Here is a 17294-nt window from a genome sequence, read left to right as displayed (position 1 = left end):
CCAATAATGCAGTTCTAGCTTTGCATTGAAATGAACAGACATTCTGCACTCGCTTAACTGCATTATTATTTATGAAATTTTATTTTACCTCTCTACTGGGCATATGCATATTTACAGGTAGTGTATCTGCCCAGGAACGGCAGCTACATGGTATTGTAGCCGATTCTACCAACGGACAGCCGCTACCGGGTGTTACCGTAGCCATACCAGGAACAGGAACCGGTGTCATTACAGATGCACAGGGAAAATTCATTATCCAGTTACCCTCAGGCGCCAGAAAATTACTGTGTACGTACATGGGTTACCGTGAGAAAGAAGTAATTGTTGGCAATACGAACCATTCACTGCAAATATTGCTGGCAGGGTCTTCGCAGGCACTGCAGGGAGTGGTGGTAACCGGCTACACGCAGCAAAGCAAATCCAGAACTACCGGCGCCATTACCAGTGTGCCCACTGGTGTTACCACGCAAGCGCCCGTTGGATCCTTCGACGTAATGCTGCAAGGCCGCGCTCCTGGCCTGTATGTGGGCACTCCCACCGGACAGCCCGGCGAACCCGGACGCGTATCCATCCGCGGACTGGGCTCCATCAACGGGGATGTAAACCCACTCTATGTAATTGATGGCGTGCCTGTTTCCAACAACTCTTTTTCGGCACTCAACCCGGAAGATTTTGAAACAATCAGCGTATTGAAGGATGCGGCCGCAACTGCCGCCTATGGCTCCCGCGCAGCAAACGGTGTGATCATCATCACCACCAAAAAAGGAAAAGCATGGGAAGATGGGAAAGTTCGTGTCAACTATCGCAATCAGTTTGGTATCTCCTCGCTCAACAGCGCTAAATGGGACATGATGAATACCAACGAACGGTTGCAGTTCGAAGAAATACTAAAAGACCCAACCCTGCCGGGATGGGCCTACTCTCCAAATAATCCGCAGAAAATTGTCAACGGTGCAGCAGTACCGAAAACACTGGAAGACTACACCTATGGCAACGCCGTACTCGATAGTATGCGCCAGATCAATACAGACTGGCGCAAGCAACTGCTGCGTCAGGGCCGTATGCAGTCTCACAGTCTGAATATCTCCGGAGGAAATGATAAAACGGTATTCTATCTTTCCGGTTCTTATTTTAATCAGGAAGGTATTGCACTGAATTCAGGATTGGAAAGATATAGTCTGCGTGGCAATATCCAGAACCGCAGTGGTAGGTTCCGTACAACGCTCAATATGGGCTTATCTGCGGCCACAGTGAAATATATACAGGACGAAGGTGTGGCAGAAGAAGGTGGCGCTGCTGTTGGCGGCGGTGGCATCACGGAAAAGAATCCTATTGCTGCCCTGTATTATGCGCTGCCATATGAATCGCGCTATGGCAAGCCAGGCGTAGGCAATTACGGCGCCAATGCCCTCGATGCCTATGCCAACAGCATGAAAAAGGATAATCAGCTGAAGGCCGTACTGTCGCTGAATGAAACAGTAGACCTCACCAAAGACCTGCAACTGACGGGTACTGTGGGTATGGACTTCCAGCAAAGTAATACTACAGAATACCTCAATCCTGACTCCTGGTACGGGCAACTGGTCACCAACGGCAACCAGGGCTATTATCAGCGCGGACTCGCCAACAGACTTGGTCTCGTAGGTACAGGAGGATTCCGGTACAATAAACACTGGAACACCCACCACGAAATAGAAGCCAATCTCCTCGCAGAAATCAATAAGATCACCGGCAACGGGTTCGGATTCAGAGGTTACGGACTGGTATCAGAATTACATAACACACCTGCCGGTGTTACACCAGGCACGCCTGATAATAACTTCATCCCGGATATCAGCGGACAAACAACTCCCAACCGTATGTTGGTATCTCAGATAGGGCTGTTCCGCTATTCCTACGACGACCGCTATACGATTACCGCCAGCCTGCGCCGCGACGGTTCTTCCCAGGTACCCGCGGATAACAGGTACAAACTGTTCTACGCGATTGGTGGTAACTGGAATATACTGGCAGAGAACTTCATGAAATCACAGTCGGCCTTCAGCAACCTGCGTATGCGCGCCAGCTATGGCCTTACAGGTAATGCAGGCGGCTTCACCAGCGACTATGGCTATAAAACATTATATGGCTCCGCAGATTATAACGGCGGCAAGGCATTGATCCCCATAACTCCAGGTAATCCGGCCTATAACTGGGAAATGAATAACATCGCTGATGTAGGATTGGAATTCGGATTCTTCCACAACCGTCTTCGTGGTGAAGTAGATGTTTATAACCGCGTTACCAAAGGATTGTTTGTGAACAGAAATCTTTCCCTTACTACCGGCTTCCCTACGATAGCCACCAATTCGGGAAAGGTCAGGAACCGCGGCGTGGAACTGATGCTGGAAGGAGATGTAATCAAACAAAAAGATTTCTCCATGACCCTTGGACTGAACTTCGCGTATAACAAAAACAGGATTTTAAGTCTGGGAGAAGAAGAACAGATTTTCTCCGACGAGGTAACCATGAACATGGTAGGAAAGCCACTGGGTAGCTTCTACGCGGTAAGATGGAAAGGTGTGGACCCGCAGACAGGCGCCCCGCTCTACCTCGACAAAGACGGAAAGGAAACCAATGTCTACAATCCTGATGATGCCGTTCCTTTAAACGCTACCTACGACCCTCCGGTAATGGGCGGCGCTACACTGAGCATTCGCTGGAAACGCCTGGAATTCAGTACGCTTATCAGTTTCATTCATGGCATGTCGCGACTCAACTATCCTGATATGTACGCACATTCCGGCAGCGCTGCCTACCGCAGGTACAGCCAGTCCAGGGATATGCTGAGTATCTGGCAGAAACCAGGGGACATCAGCAACTATGCGGGTGCACAATATGCCACTTATGTTACCAGCAGAGATATTACCAGCGCGGATTATGTCAAGCTGAGAAATATAACTATCGGCTACAACATCCCTGTTTCCGGCGCCACCAAAGGAGCTATCAGGAACCTGAAAGTATTTGCCTCCGGTCAGAACCTCTTTTCCATCATGAAGTGGAGAGGCTTCGATCCTGAAGACGCCAACGACATTGCCCAATACGAATACCCAATGCCGCGTATCATCACCGGTGGCATACAGGTAGGCTTTTAATGAACAACTAAAGCATCAACAATGAAATTTACAACTATAAAAAGATGGTCATTGGCTGTTTGTGTAGCCGCATCTCCCCTACTCTATTCTTCCTGCAATAAAATGCTGGACATCAAACCTACCGACCAGGTAGATGAAGAAGATATCTTCCAGTCTGTTTCCACTGTAAACCGTGCCGTGCTGGGCGTATATGCCGGCTGGGCGCCTGAATACACCTTGCGTATAGGTGCTGTATTGGCTGACGAGTGCGCGATAGGACCTAAAAACGCTGGTGTTAATGGCGACGCCCAGCTGCTGTACCGATGGTCGTATACAGGCTTTGATCCTGAAATAGCCGCACCCTGGACAAACGGCTACCAGGTCATTAACCGCGCTAACCGAATACTCGCCGGCCTGAATAAAGTACCCGTGCAGAATGAAGCGGATAGCAGTGTGAAACAGCAACTGGAAGGCGAACTACTGGCCATCCGTGCCTTCGAACATTTCGAACTGTATCGTATATACGCCAGCTCTTATCTTTCCGGCGGACTGGCAGTACCTTACATCACTGATGCCGATATTAACAACAAGCCTTCCCGCCCTTCCACCGCGGACTTCATGGCTAAACTCCAGCAAGACCTCGACGAGGCCTTAAAAGATATAGGTGATGGCACAGATAATACCCGCATGAACAAACAGGCACTGTATGCCCTGAAAGCCAGGATAGCATTATATTCCAGCAACTGGAGCAATGCGCTGTTGTTTGCAGACAAAGCCGTTGCCAATGCAACACTGGCTACCAGCGATGAATTTCCGGCCATATGGACAGACAAAAGCAATGCAGAAGTAATCTTCAAACTGAAAAGAACGAATCAAAGCAGCATCAGGCCTGGTGATATTTGGAAAAATGCGGGCTTAGGTATTATCTACTTCGCCCCTTCGCAACAGCTGCTGCAAGCCTACGACGACCAGACGGACATCCGTGCCACCGCCTATTTCGACCATGACCCTTCACTCGAAGCAGATGGACAGCTCCCTGATATCATCACGAAATATAAAGGAACAGACGGCGCTGAAAATAGAAACGATGTTAAAGTATTCCGCGTAGCAGAAATGTACCTTATCCGTGCAGAAGCCTATGCACAATCTGGCAACCTGGCAGCAGCCACCGATCAGCTAAACGCACTCAGATCCGCTCGTATAAAGGATTACAAGGCAGAAACATTTTCAAGTCTGCAGGAGATAAAAACAGCCATAGCTACGGAAAGATGGAAGGAATTAGCTTTTGAAGGTCATCGCTTTTTTGATCTCAAACGATGGGAAAAGCCAGTAGTAAGGGAAACAGAGACATTAACACCTAATGATATCTATTACCATATTCCAATACCTCAGGCAGAAGTACTGAGCAATCCAAATATTAAACCTAATAATAGTGGTTGGTAAACGTAAAAGTCATAGAGAAAGATAGGACATAAACGACAAAAGCAGTATCTACTGCTGATTAGACAATAAAGTCGAACAAGAAGGTAGCCATTAGCTGGCTACCTTCTTTATTTTTAGGCGTTATACATTTATATAAAAATCGTCAATCCGTTTCTTGCGAAAAAGAAAAAATAAATTACGACAAATCAGCAAGAAACGGATTTCCCACGAAGAATGGTCTGGCTAATTTTGAACTATCAAATGAAAACAATATTTAAATAATTCAAAATTTTCAAACCATGGAAAATCAAAAAACAAAAGAAGAGCTAAACAAAGAAATAGTGGTACGTTGGTTTACACACTTCTGGGGTGAAACAGCAGACCTTTCCATTGTAGATGAAATTGCTGCACCTGATATGTTATTGAAATATTCATTGCATGAACCACGCAATGGTCGCGAAGACATTAAGGATTTCATGACAGATTTCCGTGCAGCATTCCCTGATTTGCAGTTCTGGGGCACTGCCGACCTGATTGCTGAAGGAGATTATGTAGTAGGCCAATGGGAAGGCGGCGGCACCCACACAGGCACTGCTTTTGGCGACTTCCTTGCAGGTTCACTCCCGGAAGCTACCGGAAGAAAAATGCATTTCACCGGAACAACCGTACTGAAAATTGTAGACGGAAAAATCGTTGAAGAAATTGGTCTTGATGATGGTATTACTGCCTTAACGCAATTAGGCTTAATAAAAACTGTCTAAGAGGAAATTTTCAAAAAGGAAGGTCGGGATAATCCCGACCTTTTTATACCTAAAAAAACCTTGCAAAGTCGATCAAACCAACTTATTCTAACTCGGAAATATCACAATTCTTTCCTGATAAAAACATGCATTAAAACAGTCTTCATTGCGCAAGCAAATCTTCTATTTCTTTGGTGGCGGGCTGTGATAATATTTGGAAAATCTTTTCTTGCGGCAGCTGTAATAATTCATCATCATATTCCTCCTCATGTACCGCTTTACGATATAATGACTTTAAATCCTTTAGGTTATTAATACCAAAATCCAGTAGTTTTAAAAGAGATCTTTTATCAACAGAAAAATCACTCACCCAAATCCTGATACCGGGCTCCATGTATTTATTCCTGACTTTTACGTTACTATTATTAAGTGCATGTCCGTGAATATTATCATATGACATTTCATACGTCACGGTATCTGATACTTTCACCGGAGAAACCGCCAGATAGATGAATGGCAATTTTTTATGCTTATAATATGTAAAAATATATTTACTGCAAAGCATTGCCAGATCAAGCTTAATAGAATCCCTGCTACTATGAATGCCACTGCTATATACAACTTTCCCAACCTGGGTTATTTTTGTATAAACAGCTTGACCATTACTGTTCCCTGCAGACAAAATGACTGTCACAAAAAAAAATAGACAACGGTTTAACATCTCATAAATTATTTTTAACAATAAATTCTTCAGGAAAAGTTTTCTCTGGAAATATTTTGCAACTTAAATTTGAGGCCATTTTGTTTCCACAATTTCAATAGCTGGGATAATGGTGTTACATGTTGATCTTCCAGTAAAAATTCCACCTCATTCTTTTCTCCTGCATATCGAAACATAATGTAATTGCGCACTCCTGTTTTTATAAAAAAAGATTTCCCCCCAATTAATTCACCACTTACACTATTAATGGAAACATCAATATCTTTCAGATCCTCAAGCAAATACCTCATTTCGTGCCCTGTTGTATAGCTTAGCACTATTTCATATGGAGATAAATAAATGCTTCCAATAATAGTATATTCCTTTATTATTAAGTTAGCATGCCAAAATAATGTGGCAAGGGGTACCAAAATTAGAAACCAGCATTTCGGGCCATAATTAACACAATAAAATGCCAGACCTAGCATTACCAGCCCAGACCACCTCAACCACATAAGTAAGCGGTAATTTCTACCAGTGATCAGTGGCAGCACACATACTATCCTATTCATATCTATATTTAGTAAATCATTGTTACTTATGGCAGAAGGAATCTGCCTGTTATAGGCTACTAATGCTGGAAATAAAAAGTATCCAATACCTTCATTCTACCATTATTTTCCTTAAAACGTATTACCCATCCTGAAAACTGATATCTAGTTATCGTAATATTTTCTCTGGAAGTACCTTCATCTGCAACCACATTAAGGTTATCTGTATAGACCATGTCCGATATCGGGACAATCGGAATGCTCATCGTATCGCTAATCCGGACAAATCTATTTGAGTTATCAATGATCCGTGTTTGCGGGCTTGCTTTACACGAAGAACAATATCTGACAAGCATAATCTCCGTAGTATCGAATGTATTTAGCCATAATACGAAGGGTTTCACCGTATCGCTCAGGTGCATTTTCCGGGTACACTTGCCTATTTGAACAAGTATCTCCTTATCTAACCTGTAAATGATTGGTTGAACTTGTACAGCAGGAGCATTCACTGACGTTGTCAATACCGCTGCTTCCGGCGATGTATGAACAACAGACTGCTGTCCTGATGCCATGCCCCAGCTAAAAATAAGGATACAAAAATTGCGTGCTACTCGCAAAAACTTCATAAATACTGGTAATGAAAGGGATATAAGATGTTGATCTTCTACAGATACAATATAAAAAAAATAGGTTTTCTTTTCAGATATTTCCAGATCAGGATAATTTAGTAGAGAGATCAGAAACATTCAGCCACAGGCATCCTCCAACAAATTGCTATTAACGGGGTATCAAACCAAAGGAGCCTCTTTGGTGAGACTCCCTTGTTGTTTTTTTTAGAAACATAAGAAAGTAGGGCAATTCTGAGAGCAGATAGTCGGGCAAACATGACCACAGCTGGAATTGCTTTTCATGCCTTGCGCTTCTCCCTGGTGAGCGCCATTCATTGGGGCAATTTTAATTACACCCAGTTTAATTTTTTTAGGATTTACAGGTTTCATAACCAAAACTTTTTTGTGTGAAAAGGAAATGTCTATATTGAAATTACAGACATTCATTTATAATAGGAACAGCACTGCAATAAATCACGGAAAAGCGTGATACGCACATCATCCAGGGGATTTATTCAAAATAATATCTCATAAAAACATATACTATTAACGATTCAACTATGCATTTTTCAGATTTACAGGATTTATGTTTGATTTTCTTAATTTTGTAAGATGAAAAATGAGTTGCTGACCACAGCCGGCGAGATAAAAAATATCAACCTGCGACTGAAAGGTTTCAAAATATATGAGGTAGCGAATACCATGGAAGGCTTGCCGGAATATTCACGGAAAGACTTCTTTAAGATATGTCTGCACCATGGCAGCAGCACCATTCACTACGCTGATAAAAGCGTGGCGCTGAAAGGCTACAGCCTCTTCTTTGGCACGCCGCACATACCCTACTCCTGGCATGTAGAGTCCGCCAGGCATAACAGTTTCAGCTGCATCTTCACGGAAGACTTCCTCAACAATAATGAACGGCTGAAAAGTCTGCAGGAATCGCCCATTTTTAAAATCGGTGGCACACCTGTATTCAGCCTGACTAAAGAAACCTATGACTTTATCCGGTCTATCTTTAAAAAGATGCTGGAAGAACAGGATTCCAGCTACCAGTATAAAGATGAGCTGATCAGGAACTATATCAACCTGATCATTCATGAAGCGCACAAGCTGCAGCCTTCTGAGGAGTTTTATACCTCCAATGCCGCCAGCCGCATCGCCGCTATGTTCCTGGAGCTGCTGGAACGGCAGTTCCCGATAGACACACCGCATCAATCGCTGGAAACAAAGCACCCGCAAGACTTTGCCGCCCTGCTCAATATACACGTCAATCATCTCAACAGAGCTGTAAAACAAACCACAGGCAAAACTACAAAAGACCATATTACAGACAGGATTACGGCTGAAGCAAGGGCGCTGCTACTTCATACCAACTGGAATGTGGCGGATATCGCCTATGCGCTTGGATTTGAATACCCCACCTATTTTAACAATTTCTTTAAACGGGTAACAGGCACTACCCCTAACGCCTTTCGAAAACAACCTATTGTTTGAAAATCATACTTATCTGTTTGAAAAACTTTATATCACACCGTCCGGGCTGACCTAATTTTGTGCCATCATTAACAAGTATTTAATCATTCAAAAAATAGTAGTTATGGCACAGGCAGTAAAATTCAAAAACAGGACCTGGGATATGGCAGGAAACCTCTTCTTACCATCCAACTTTGACCAGACTAAAAAATACGCGGCCATCGTTTGTGTACATCCCGGTAGTAGTGTTAAAGAACAAACAGCAGGTATATATGCAGCCAAACTGGCCGCAGAAGGCTTTGTAACCCTCTCCTTCGACGCATCATTCCAGGGAGAAAGCGGCGGAGAACCCCGCTACATCGAAGATCCGGCCATGCGCGTAGAAGACATCCACGCAGCAGTAGATTATCTGACCACACTCCATTATATAGATGAAAATCGTATAGGCGTACTCGGTGTATGTGCAGGCGGTGGCTATGCTGCCAATGCAGCCATGACAGAACGCCGCATCAAGGCAGTGGGTACTGTTGCCGGCGCCAATATCGGCCGCCTCTACAGAGAAGGTAATCCCATCCAGACACTGGAAGCCATCGCGCAGCAACGCACTGCCGAAGCACGTGGCGCTGAACCAATGATCACCAGCTGGATTCCCAACACACCTGAAGAAGCACAGGCTGCCGGCGTGAAAGATATTGACGTATTGCAGGCAGTTGATTATTACAGAACTCCACGCGGACAATACCCTACAGCCTGTAATAAATTACGCTTTATCAGCATGGCTAATATCATGACCTTCGACGCCTTTCACCTGGCAGAAAAATTACTGACACAACCACTCCAGATCATTACCGGATCTGTTGCCGGTGCATTCGGTTCTGCAAAAGATGGCCAGGAATTGTTTGAACGTGCTGCCAGCAAACAAAAAGACCTGTATGTAATTGAAGGGGCTTCTCACTATGACCTCTATGACGGCCCGGAATACGTGGCACAGGCGGTAGATAAATTAGTACCGTTCTATAAAGAAAATCTTTAACAGTAACGTATATACGTAAAAAGACTGATCCATACTTTTCGGATCAGTCTTTTTTATGGCGTTTCCATTCCTCGTATTCTGTACGCATACAGGCGCCGCAAGGCCGGTATCCATGGGCGATCGCCTCGGATTCACTGCTAAAAAACACACGGTTCTCCACCTTCATCCTACGACCAGCCCGACAGGAAAGCAATCCATAAATTTTATCTTTTTTATTTCCTCCCCATTGCACCAAACCCTGATGAATCAGCCGGAATAAGGCTTTTTGTCTTGCTGCGGCTGTATCCCCTAACCCGACATGATGTTGCATACCAAAATATTTATCGTTAAATTTCAATATAAATGGCTTTATCAGCAACCCGAATCTTGCGGTAAACCGCCAACAAAAGCATCCCAGCAAATGTTTATTGTTTAACCGGTATCTACTTTATCACTGTAAAACATAACATATTATGGCTCAGGAAGAAATCTGTCCACACATGAAGGCATTGACGGAATTAAAACAGGCTAAAACCTATGAGTGCGAAGAATGCGTTAAAATAGGTTCAGACTGGGTACATCTCCGTACCTGCCAGACCTGCGGTGCAACGCTCTGTTGCGACCAATCGCCACACCAGCATATGACAGCGCATAACCACCATACCCATCACCCGGTGATTTCCTCCGCCGAACCCGGAGAACGCTGGTTATATTGTTATGAAGACGATAGTTTTGCAGAATATTAAAATAAAGTCCCGTCTCTACCGGGTAGAGACGGGACTTTTATTTTTCGCCCTTCCGGTAGCTATTTCATCAGGTGAGTTTTCTCGTACCCAGCCATTTTACCATGTCCGGATCCCTGTGATCAAAGAAGCTGCTGGTTTTCAAATCCAGGCTTACAATCTGGTCCATATCTTCACCGGACAAACTAAAATCGAATACATCAAAATTCTGCTCAATCCGCTCCTTTTTAACAGATTTAGGAATTACTACGATGCTACGTTGTATCAGCCAGCGCAATATCACCTGCGCCACTGATTTATTGTATTTTTTACCAATGCCTGCCAGCAATGCATTGGTGAAGATGTCATGTTTACCTTCGGCAAAGGGCCCCCACGATTCCTGTTGTACATCATTTTCCTTCATGAAATCATGCGCGGCAATCTGTTGATTAAATGGATGTGTTTCTATCTGATTTACAGCGGGCTTCACTTCGTTGTGAAGGATGAGGTCTATGAGCCTGTCGGATTCAAAATTACTGACACCGATAGCCCGTACCAGGCCTTCCTTCAAAAGGGCCTCCATATCGCGCCAGGCGCCGTAAATATCGCCGTATGGCTGGTGTATCAGGTAGAGGTCTATATACTCCAGTCCAAGGTTTTTCAGGGATTTATTGAATGCATTCCTTGTTTTACCCTCACCAGCATCCTGTACCCATAATTTAGTTGTCAGGAAAATGTCCTCCCGTTTGATGCCCGACTTTTTAATGGCCTTTCCTACGGCGGTTTCGTTGCCATAGGCCGAGGCTGTATCAATCAGGCGGTAACCGGTACTGAGCGCGTCGGAAACGCTTCTTTCGCACTCTTCCAGGTCTGTAACCTGGTATACCCCGAAGCCCAGGACAGGCATCTCCACGCCGTTATTTAAAGTCACGAATTCCATAAGAGATAGATTTGACTTTCTATACAACGCAGACAGACAGATTGTTATAACATTTACATCTACATAAAGTAAATTTCATATCTAAAAAATCTATCTTTACAACTCAACCAAATCTCATTTCTTGAAGAAAAAATTCGATGCACTGTCATGCTAAAACATGACATAAGTGAAAAAACACAAAATTCTAAATGAAACGGATCACCGTCGTACCTATCAACTGATTCGCAAAAACCCATATACGGCATGCCATATATGCGGCTGGGCAAAAACAGATCTATACCGGTACTGTCCCAATGCTCCAGAACGTTACTCCGTTTATGAGTGTAATGACAACCGCCAACCTGTCAAAAAAATACAGGGCGGCTATTACAGCTGGAAACTGGTTTCCAAAAAGAGAAAACAGTGGATGAGAAAAAAATTTTTCACTGTACGATATGCCAGGTTTTCAACGGGAATATATCGTCTGGGATGGTGATTATTATCTGTTGAATGCAACGTGATCCGCAATGAAGTTGACCTATCTAAACATCTTCAAATGAAGAAAAAATTCGACGCATTGTAGCACCAATAAGTGTTACAAATGAAATACCACAAAACATTAAAAGAAACAACCGACAGCCGAACCTACCATCTTGTTTTAAAAGAGCTGTATGCTATATGTCCACGCTGCCGCGCATGGCATACAGATTTTTACCGGAAATGCCTGGACAAGCGATATCCGTTCCAGTGTTTTATAAAGGACGAATATGGCATCCCTGGTAAATGCTACGGTGGCCACAATAGCTGGAAACTCTTTTCTAAGAACAAGAAACAGTGGATGAAGAAGCCTGTTAAAACTATACGGCTGAATATCCTCGGACAAGACGTTTATTGTATCGGCTGGTAAAAAAAAGCTTACAACGTTGCCGTTGTAAGCCTTTTTTATTTGTTTATTAAAATTATTGTGGCCTTGTTTCTTTCATTCTTACCCATACCAGTACACCGGACAAAAAGGTGAGTATGCCCGCGATATGTACTGCCCAGATAAGTCCTACGAACTGTGCCACGATGCCTGCCATGAGTGCGCCAACAGCATAGCCTATATCTCTCCAGAACCGGTACACGCCCAATGAAGAAGCCCTCCAGGAAGGATGCGCGGAATCACTGACTGCTGCCAGCAATGCCGGGTATACCATGGCTGTACCGGCGCCTAAAAACACAGAGCCTACCAGCCCGGAAGTTTGTGGTGGTAATAGTTCCAGTCCGATCACGATATGCCCCAGCACCTGTACAAACATCCCCCAGACGATGAGGGGTTTTCTGCCGATCCTGTCTGCCAGCGGCCCCGTGATGATCTGCCCCAGCCCCCAGACTACAGGGTATATCGCTTTAATCCAGCCCACCCCTTCCAGTCCGACGCCGGCAGCAATAAAAAGCAGCGGGAATACGCCCCACGACATACCATCATTCAGGTTGTTGATGAGTCCTGCCTGAGAAACGGCAAAGAGGTTTTTATTTTTCAGGGTAGTTTCCTTAAAAACCCATAACAGGCTTGGTTTATGCGCCTGCTCTCCTGCTGTGGTCACTTTCACGGTAGCGGCTTCCAGTCGCGCAAACTGCCGCGTATCTTTTACAATAAATATAGACAGCAACAGGCCAATTATCGTATAGGCGATACCGATATAAAACGGTTGCGGACGCAACCCATAATGCGCAGCGAGGTAACCGGTGAGCAGGGCGGTAAGTCCCACGGCGCCATAACCGGCGGCCTCGTTCAGTCCCATGGCGAGCCCTCTTTTCTTAGGCCCTACCAGGTCTATTTTCATGTTTACGGTCATAGACCATGCAAAACCCTGGCTCACCCCTAATAATATATTGGCAGCTATTATCCAGTTCCAGGAAGGCCCCCAGCCTAGCAGGAAAGGTACCGGCAAACCTATCAGCCATCCCCATATCAGCACGCGCTTTCGGGTGTATTTGTCTGCCAGCAGCCCTGAAACCAGGTTGGTAAAGGCTTTTACCACCCCAAAGGCTATGATAAAGGAAAAAACAACCAGGTCGGCATTGATCTTAAACACTTCGGTTCCTACCAAAGGCACTACCGTACGTTCCAGGCCCACCATACCGCCTACCAGACTGTTAACCAGTACCAGCAAACTGAATTGCTTCCAGTTCTCTCTCAATCCTAACTTAATCTCCACTATAGATAAATTATTGATCCTGCAAATGTACAAAGAAAAATCTATTCAATATTTTCATTGAATAGATTAAACAACGAAAAAAAAGCGCGATCAGCGCTTCTATATATATCAATCTTTTTTATCTGACACCGGGTATCCTTTCAGCACCCAGTCAGGAAACCCCTCCTGTAGCCGCTTTGCTTTAAAACCTTTCTTCTTTAACAGGTGTACCGCTTCATCTGCATACACACAAAATGGCCCACGGCAATAAGCCACTACCGCCTTGCTTTTAGGCAGCTTTTTCAGCAATTTATCCAGCGCTTCAATAGGCGCCGAAATAGCCCGGTGTATATGCCCACGGTTGTATTCTTCCTCCGGCCGCACGTCCAGCAATATCACCTCGCCTTTCTGGATCATATGCGCCAGCGTTACAGCATCTACGCTTTCAAGGTTACTGTAGCCTTTGCGGAAATCATGCACCACTTTGCCGATTTCACCGTTATAGGCTAACCCCAGCTCCCGCAGGCCCGACCATGCATTGTATACATTTTCGCCTGCCAGACTGTAATTAATAAAATTCCCTTCGCGGGTTATGCTTACCAGCCTGGCCGCTTTCAGTGTTTGCAGGTGCTGCGACGCATTGGCTACTGTCATCCCTGTATAATTCGCTATCTGTTCCACCGTAAAAGGCCCCTGCGCCAGCAGATCAATGATCTCCAGCCGGTGCGGATTACCCAATGCCTTCGTCACTTTCGCTAACTCACCGTATACTTTATCCTTAAAATCTCTCTTGTTCATATCTTCACAGTTATGCTTTATAAAGATAAACAAATTTGCCCATCTATTCAATTATTTAATTGAATAGATATAATGGCTATATTTTACCACTATCAGCGAAAGGCTTATATTGCCTTTCCGATTGTATAACCCAACAGAAAAAAAATGAGTAAACAGGAAACCATAGCTGCAGACATCGCCAACGCCTTTGCCTCGCTGATAGCACAACTGAACAGCAAGAAGGACGCTGCCGGTATTATTAAAAGAACCACCTTACAGGCTGGCATTCACGACCTGGCAAGGTTCGTATATAAAAACGGGGAAATGTTCCTCTACTCTTCAGATGATGACTTCAGTGATGCCGACATGCATTATGAAGGTCTGCCTCCCGCCGATGCCATCACCGACGAAAAAGAGGTAGCGGCCATTTCAGCCCTGCTGCCGGCACAGTTACAGGCCGCGCTCACACCGTACGACAACCTGCCTATCATTGATTTCAAATTTGTGGTCACAGGGGAAATCATTATCGGTAAAAACCATTATAAAATAACGCCGTATATCCATATCAGTGAGCCCAAAAAACAGCACTTGCTTACGCAGATAGAAAAATACCTGCACAATAAAATTTATAACGGTAAATACCCTACGAAAAATCTGGAAACTTTCTTTCTGGCAAGGCACCTGGTAGACCCGCTACTGTACCCAACTCCGGACTATCAACAAATCACCCGTATCTTCGATCAGATCATCGATCAGAATAAAAATAATAAAGAAGAACAAAAACAGCATCGTTATTATATCAACAATGCACTTAACAACTGGGCTGAAAATTACTTCCTGCCGCAGTTCTATGACATTACAAAAATTGGCTACCAGTCGCCCACCTACCAGCTGAAACAGGAATATTCCAAGCCTGAGCCGGCGGCCCTGGACATGCTGCTATATATCGCCACGGCTATCATCCGCTACGAACCTAATTATTCCCGGCCCGGTGGCATCACCTTTGTTAATCTGGCCAAAGAATTGGGCAGCACCAAAGCCGCCACCCTGCTGCAATCCGGCACAGGCAAATTTACGCCGCACACTTCCGCGGCAGTGAAGATTACACCCAATGATGTTTTTGCTACCATAGACATACAGATTTTACAGGAAGATGCACCTGCCTACATGGAGAGTCTCAGCTATCTGCAAAACCTGCTCAGTAACGGATTTCCACGCAGCTACAGCATTGTACTTAAGTCTAAACAAAAACATTTCCTGCCTGTAAAAGGACTCGCAAAAAACAGTACACACCGCTTTTTTGCCAATACATTACAATACCCTGCATTATTCGCCTCCCTTGAAACCTATGCGCGTTTAGCCATGTCCGTGCCTTTTCAATGGTATGAAGATGCGGAAGCAGAATATTGCTGCATGCCCGGCACCTATGCAGTATTTGGGCTGGGACTTACCGACACCGCCTTCTTCCCGCTGGTGAAAGACTATATGCCATTGGTAGACAGCGAGCATCAGTCTGTACAAAACCATTTCACCATTGCATTTATTGAAAAGCATGGCACAACGCCGGCCATCATACCCGTTATCACAGCCTGCCTGCTGGCTTGCCAGGATATGAAGCCCGTCAAACAACTGGCAACACTTGCTGAAGAGTCGTTAAACACAATGCTGGAGGCCTTGCAGGAAGTACCTTCCTACCAGGTTGAACAGGTGATTTCATTGATCTGGGGTAGCAAAGAAAAGTTAGCCACCATCGCGAAGAAGAAAAATGCGGCGCCGCAATTACAGGCGTTATTGCAGCTCGCCGCAGATTGACAATATCAGGGTTGCTGCCGGATAAAGGCCACCATAGCAGGGATCAGGTCAACATGTAAAGGCAATGCTTCTTTCTGATTAACGCCGATCATTGCGGCATCTTTCAAGGGGTGCACCATGTCTTTGATCAGCAGCAGCTTTGAACCGGGCAAACAGTCATGCAGATAGGTTGCCTGCTCTGGTGGCACCTGCGTATCTTTGGTACCATTGATAATGAGCACTGGCATCGTCAGGTGCCCGATAAGTTCACAGGGCACATAGTGAAATGAACTACGCCAATAGGCATAGGTAGCAGGATTCAGTATACTTTGCAACTCCGGTGAAACAGTAGCAGGCGTCTGTCCGTACTTCAGCTCTGCAAAGATTCCCTTTGCCTTCAATGCACTTTCGGGAGAAATTAACTTACTCACCTGCGCGGTAACAACCTCTGTCAAAGGTTCACCAGCACCGGATATAGAGATAAACGCATCATAGGGCTGCAATGCAGCTACTGCCATTCCTATCAGCGAACCTTCACTATGGCCGGCAATAATAACACTGCTATATTTCCCCGAATTACGCAGATACCGCACCCAGTCAGCAGCATCACTGACATAATCATCCAATGATAATTGTGTCAGCGACTTTTTCGTTGCTGCGCTCTCTCCTATTGCCCGTTTATCGAACCGCAGGGAAGCAATACCATTGGCTGCCAATCCATCTGCCAGCTGCATATAGGAATGCTGAAAAGCGGCTTCCATCAGTCCCACATCTCCGTTTCTATCCACCGGGCCCGATCCTGCTATGATCAGTACCACCGGCCCTTTAGCGGCTGCCGCCGGCTGCTGTAACGTACCATATAATACAGTACCATCAATAGCCTGTACGGTATCAATAACTTCACCTGCACGCAGTAAAACCTTCGACAAAACCTTTGCGATAGTGAAGCCGGTTATTTTACGTTCCGGCGTAACAACAATATTCATCACCAGCGAGTTGCGCTCGAAAATATTAGTCACCTGTACCTGCTCAAAAAGGCCCTGCCTGCCCATTTCACGTATTTCACCCAACTGTTCCCACTTTCCATACTGTTGCGTTATTTTGTTCCAGGCCGTACGCAACACCTCACTATTAACACCCGCCATCGCCCTGGAATCCATCATGTTATAGGCCGCTGTCCAGTTTTCTCTTGACAACTGATTACAAAAATCAACTGCTATATCTTTCGTTTGTGCATAAACGTTAGTAGTAAATAAAATTAAAACGAGGATTTTCAGTAAGCGCAT

The 17294-nt window shown here is 44.9% G+C and carries 17 protein-coding genes; 8 read left to right on the top strand and 9 right to left on the bottom strand.

Annotated features, from left to right (window positions below; all coding sequences use genetic code 11):
- Positions 1 to 71: 71 nt before the first annotated feature.
- The 3 genes from F3J22_RS13100 (at position 72) to F3J22_RS13090 (ending at position 5296) form a co-directional block, all read left to right on the top strand.
- Positions 72 to 3134, top strand: coding sequence for a SusC/RagA family TonB-linked outer membrane protein (locus F3J22_RS13100; protein ID WP_167017815.1), 3063 nt, complete (start codon positions 72 to 74; stop codon positions 3132 to 3134).
- A gap of 21 nt (positions 3135 to 3155) precedes the next feature.
- Positions 3156 to 4556, top strand: coding sequence for a RagB/SusD family nutrient uptake outer membrane protein (locus F3J22_RS13095; RefSeq protein ID WP_167017813.1), 1401 nt, complete (start codon positions 3156 to 3158; stop codon positions 4554 to 4556).
- 278 nt (positions 4557 to 4834) lie between these two features.
- Complete coding sequence (locus F3J22_RS13090) at positions 4835 to 5296, top strand: ester cyclase (RefSeq protein ID WP_167017811.1); 462 nt, start codon at positions 4835 to 4837, stop codon at positions 5294 to 5296.
- 142 nt (positions 5297 to 5438) lie between these two features.
- On the opposite strand, the gene F3J22_RS13085 is transcribed toward F3J22_RS13090, so the two are convergent.
- The 4 genes from F3J22_RS13085 to F3J22_RS13070 form a co-directional block, all read right to left on the bottom strand.
- On the bottom strand, positions 5439 to 5996 hold the full coding sequence (locus tag F3J22_RS13085; RefSeq protein WP_167017809.1) for a hypothetical protein: 558 nt from the start codon (positions 5994 to 5996) through the stop codon (positions 5439 to 5441).
- A gap of 29 nt (positions 5997 to 6025) precedes the next feature.
- Positions 6026 to 6547: a hypothetical protein gene (locus F3J22_RS13080; protein WP_167017807.1), complete on the bottom strand. Its 522-nt coding sequence runs from the start codon at positions 6545 to 6547 to the stop codon at positions 6026 to 6028.
- A 59-nt stretch (positions 6548 to 6606) separates the two neighbouring features.
- A complete protein-coding gene (locus F3J22_RS13075; RefSeq protein WP_167017804.1) occupies positions 6607 to 7272 on the bottom strand; it encodes a hypothetical protein in 666 nt (221 codons plus the stop codon).
- A gap of 87 nt (positions 7273 to 7359) precedes the next feature.
- Entirely contained in the window at positions 7360 to 7524 is a 165-nt protein-coding gene (locus F3J22_RS13070; protein ID WP_167017802.1) for a hypothetical protein, read from the bottom strand.
- A gap of 222 nt (positions 7525 to 7746) precedes the next feature.
- Here F3J22_RS13070 and F3J22_RS13065 point away from each other — a divergent pair, with 222 nt between their 5' ends.
- Positions 7747 to 8628, top strand: coding sequence for an AraC family transcriptional regulator (locus F3J22_RS13065; RefSeq protein ID WP_167017800.1), 882 nt, complete (start codon positions 7747 to 7749; stop codon positions 8626 to 8628).
- Between the two features lie 103 nt (positions 8629 to 8731).
- Complete coding sequence (locus F3J22_RS13060) at positions 8732 to 9640, top strand: alpha/beta hydrolase (protein ID WP_167017798.1); 909 nt, start codon at positions 8732 to 8734, stop codon at positions 9638 to 9640.
- Between the two features lie 43 nt (positions 9641 to 9683).
- Here F3J22_RS13060 and F3J22_RS13055 read toward each other — a convergent pair whose 3' ends face one another.
- A complete protein-coding gene (locus F3J22_RS13055) occupies positions 9684 to 9977 on the bottom strand; it encodes an Ada metal-binding domain-containing protein (protein WP_240155047.1) in 294 nt (97 codons plus the stop codon).
- 115 nt (positions 9978 to 10092) lie between these two features.
- Between F3J22_RS13055 and F3J22_RS13050 the strand changes: the two genes are divergently transcribed.
- Positions 10093 to 10365 (top strand): UBP-type zinc finger domain-containing protein, encoded by a 273-nt coding sequence (locus F3J22_RS13050; protein ID WP_167017796.1) that lies wholly within the window; start codon positions 10093 to 10095, stop codon positions 10363 to 10365.
- 67 nt (positions 10366 to 10432) lie between these two features.
- On the opposite strand, the gene F3J22_RS13045 is transcribed toward F3J22_RS13050, so the two are convergent.
- Positions 10433 to 11281: an aldo/keto reductase gene (locus F3J22_RS13045; RefSeq protein ID WP_167017794.1), complete on the bottom strand. Its 849-nt coding sequence runs from the start codon at positions 11279 to 11281 to the stop codon at positions 10433 to 10435.
- Between the two features lie 580 nt (positions 11282 to 11861).
- Here F3J22_RS13045 and F3J22_RS13040 point away from each other — a divergent pair.
- On the top strand, positions 11862 to 12167 hold the full coding sequence (locus F3J22_RS13040; protein ID WP_167017792.1) for a hypothetical protein: 306 nt from the start codon (positions 11862 to 11864) through the stop codon (positions 12165 to 12167).
- Positions 12168 to 12219: 52 nt separating this feature from the next.
- Here F3J22_RS13040 and F3J22_RS13035 read toward each other — a convergent pair whose 3' ends face one another.
- Both F3J22_RS13035 and F3J22_RS13030 read right to left on the bottom strand, forming a co-directional pair.
- Entirely contained in the window at positions 12220 to 13461 is a 1242-nt protein-coding gene (locus F3J22_RS13035; protein WP_370459413.1) for an MFS transporter, read from the bottom strand.
- A 108-nt stretch (positions 13462 to 13569) separates the two neighbouring features.
- Positions 13570 to 14238, bottom strand: coding sequence for a metalloregulator ArsR/SmtB family transcription factor (locus tag F3J22_RS13030; protein ID WP_167017790.1), 669 nt, complete (start codon positions 14236 to 14238; stop codon positions 13570 to 13572).
- Positions 14239 to 14382: 144 nt separating this feature from the next.
- Between F3J22_RS13030 and F3J22_RS13025 the strand changes: the two genes are divergently transcribed.
- Positions 14383 to 16029, top strand: a complete 1647-nt coding sequence (locus F3J22_RS13025; RefSeq protein WP_167017788.1) for a DUF6138 family protein — start codon at positions 14383 to 14385, stop codon at positions 16027 to 16029.
- A gap of 5 nt (positions 16030 to 16034) precedes the next feature.
- Here F3J22_RS13025 and F3J22_RS13020 read toward each other — a convergent pair whose 3' ends face one another.
- Entirely contained in the window at positions 16035 to 17294 is a 1260-nt protein-coding gene (locus tag F3J22_RS13020; RefSeq protein ID WP_167017786.1) for a serine aminopeptidase domain-containing protein, read from the bottom strand.

It is taken from the genome of Chitinophaga sp. Cy-1792, assembly GCF_011752935.1.
Classification (GTDB): Bacteria; Bacteroidota; Bacteroidia; order Chitinophagales; family Chitinophagaceae; genus Chitinophaga.
The sequence above is the reverse complement of the archived record's forward strand: the minus strand, read 5'-3'. Positions and strand labels throughout refer to the sequence as shown.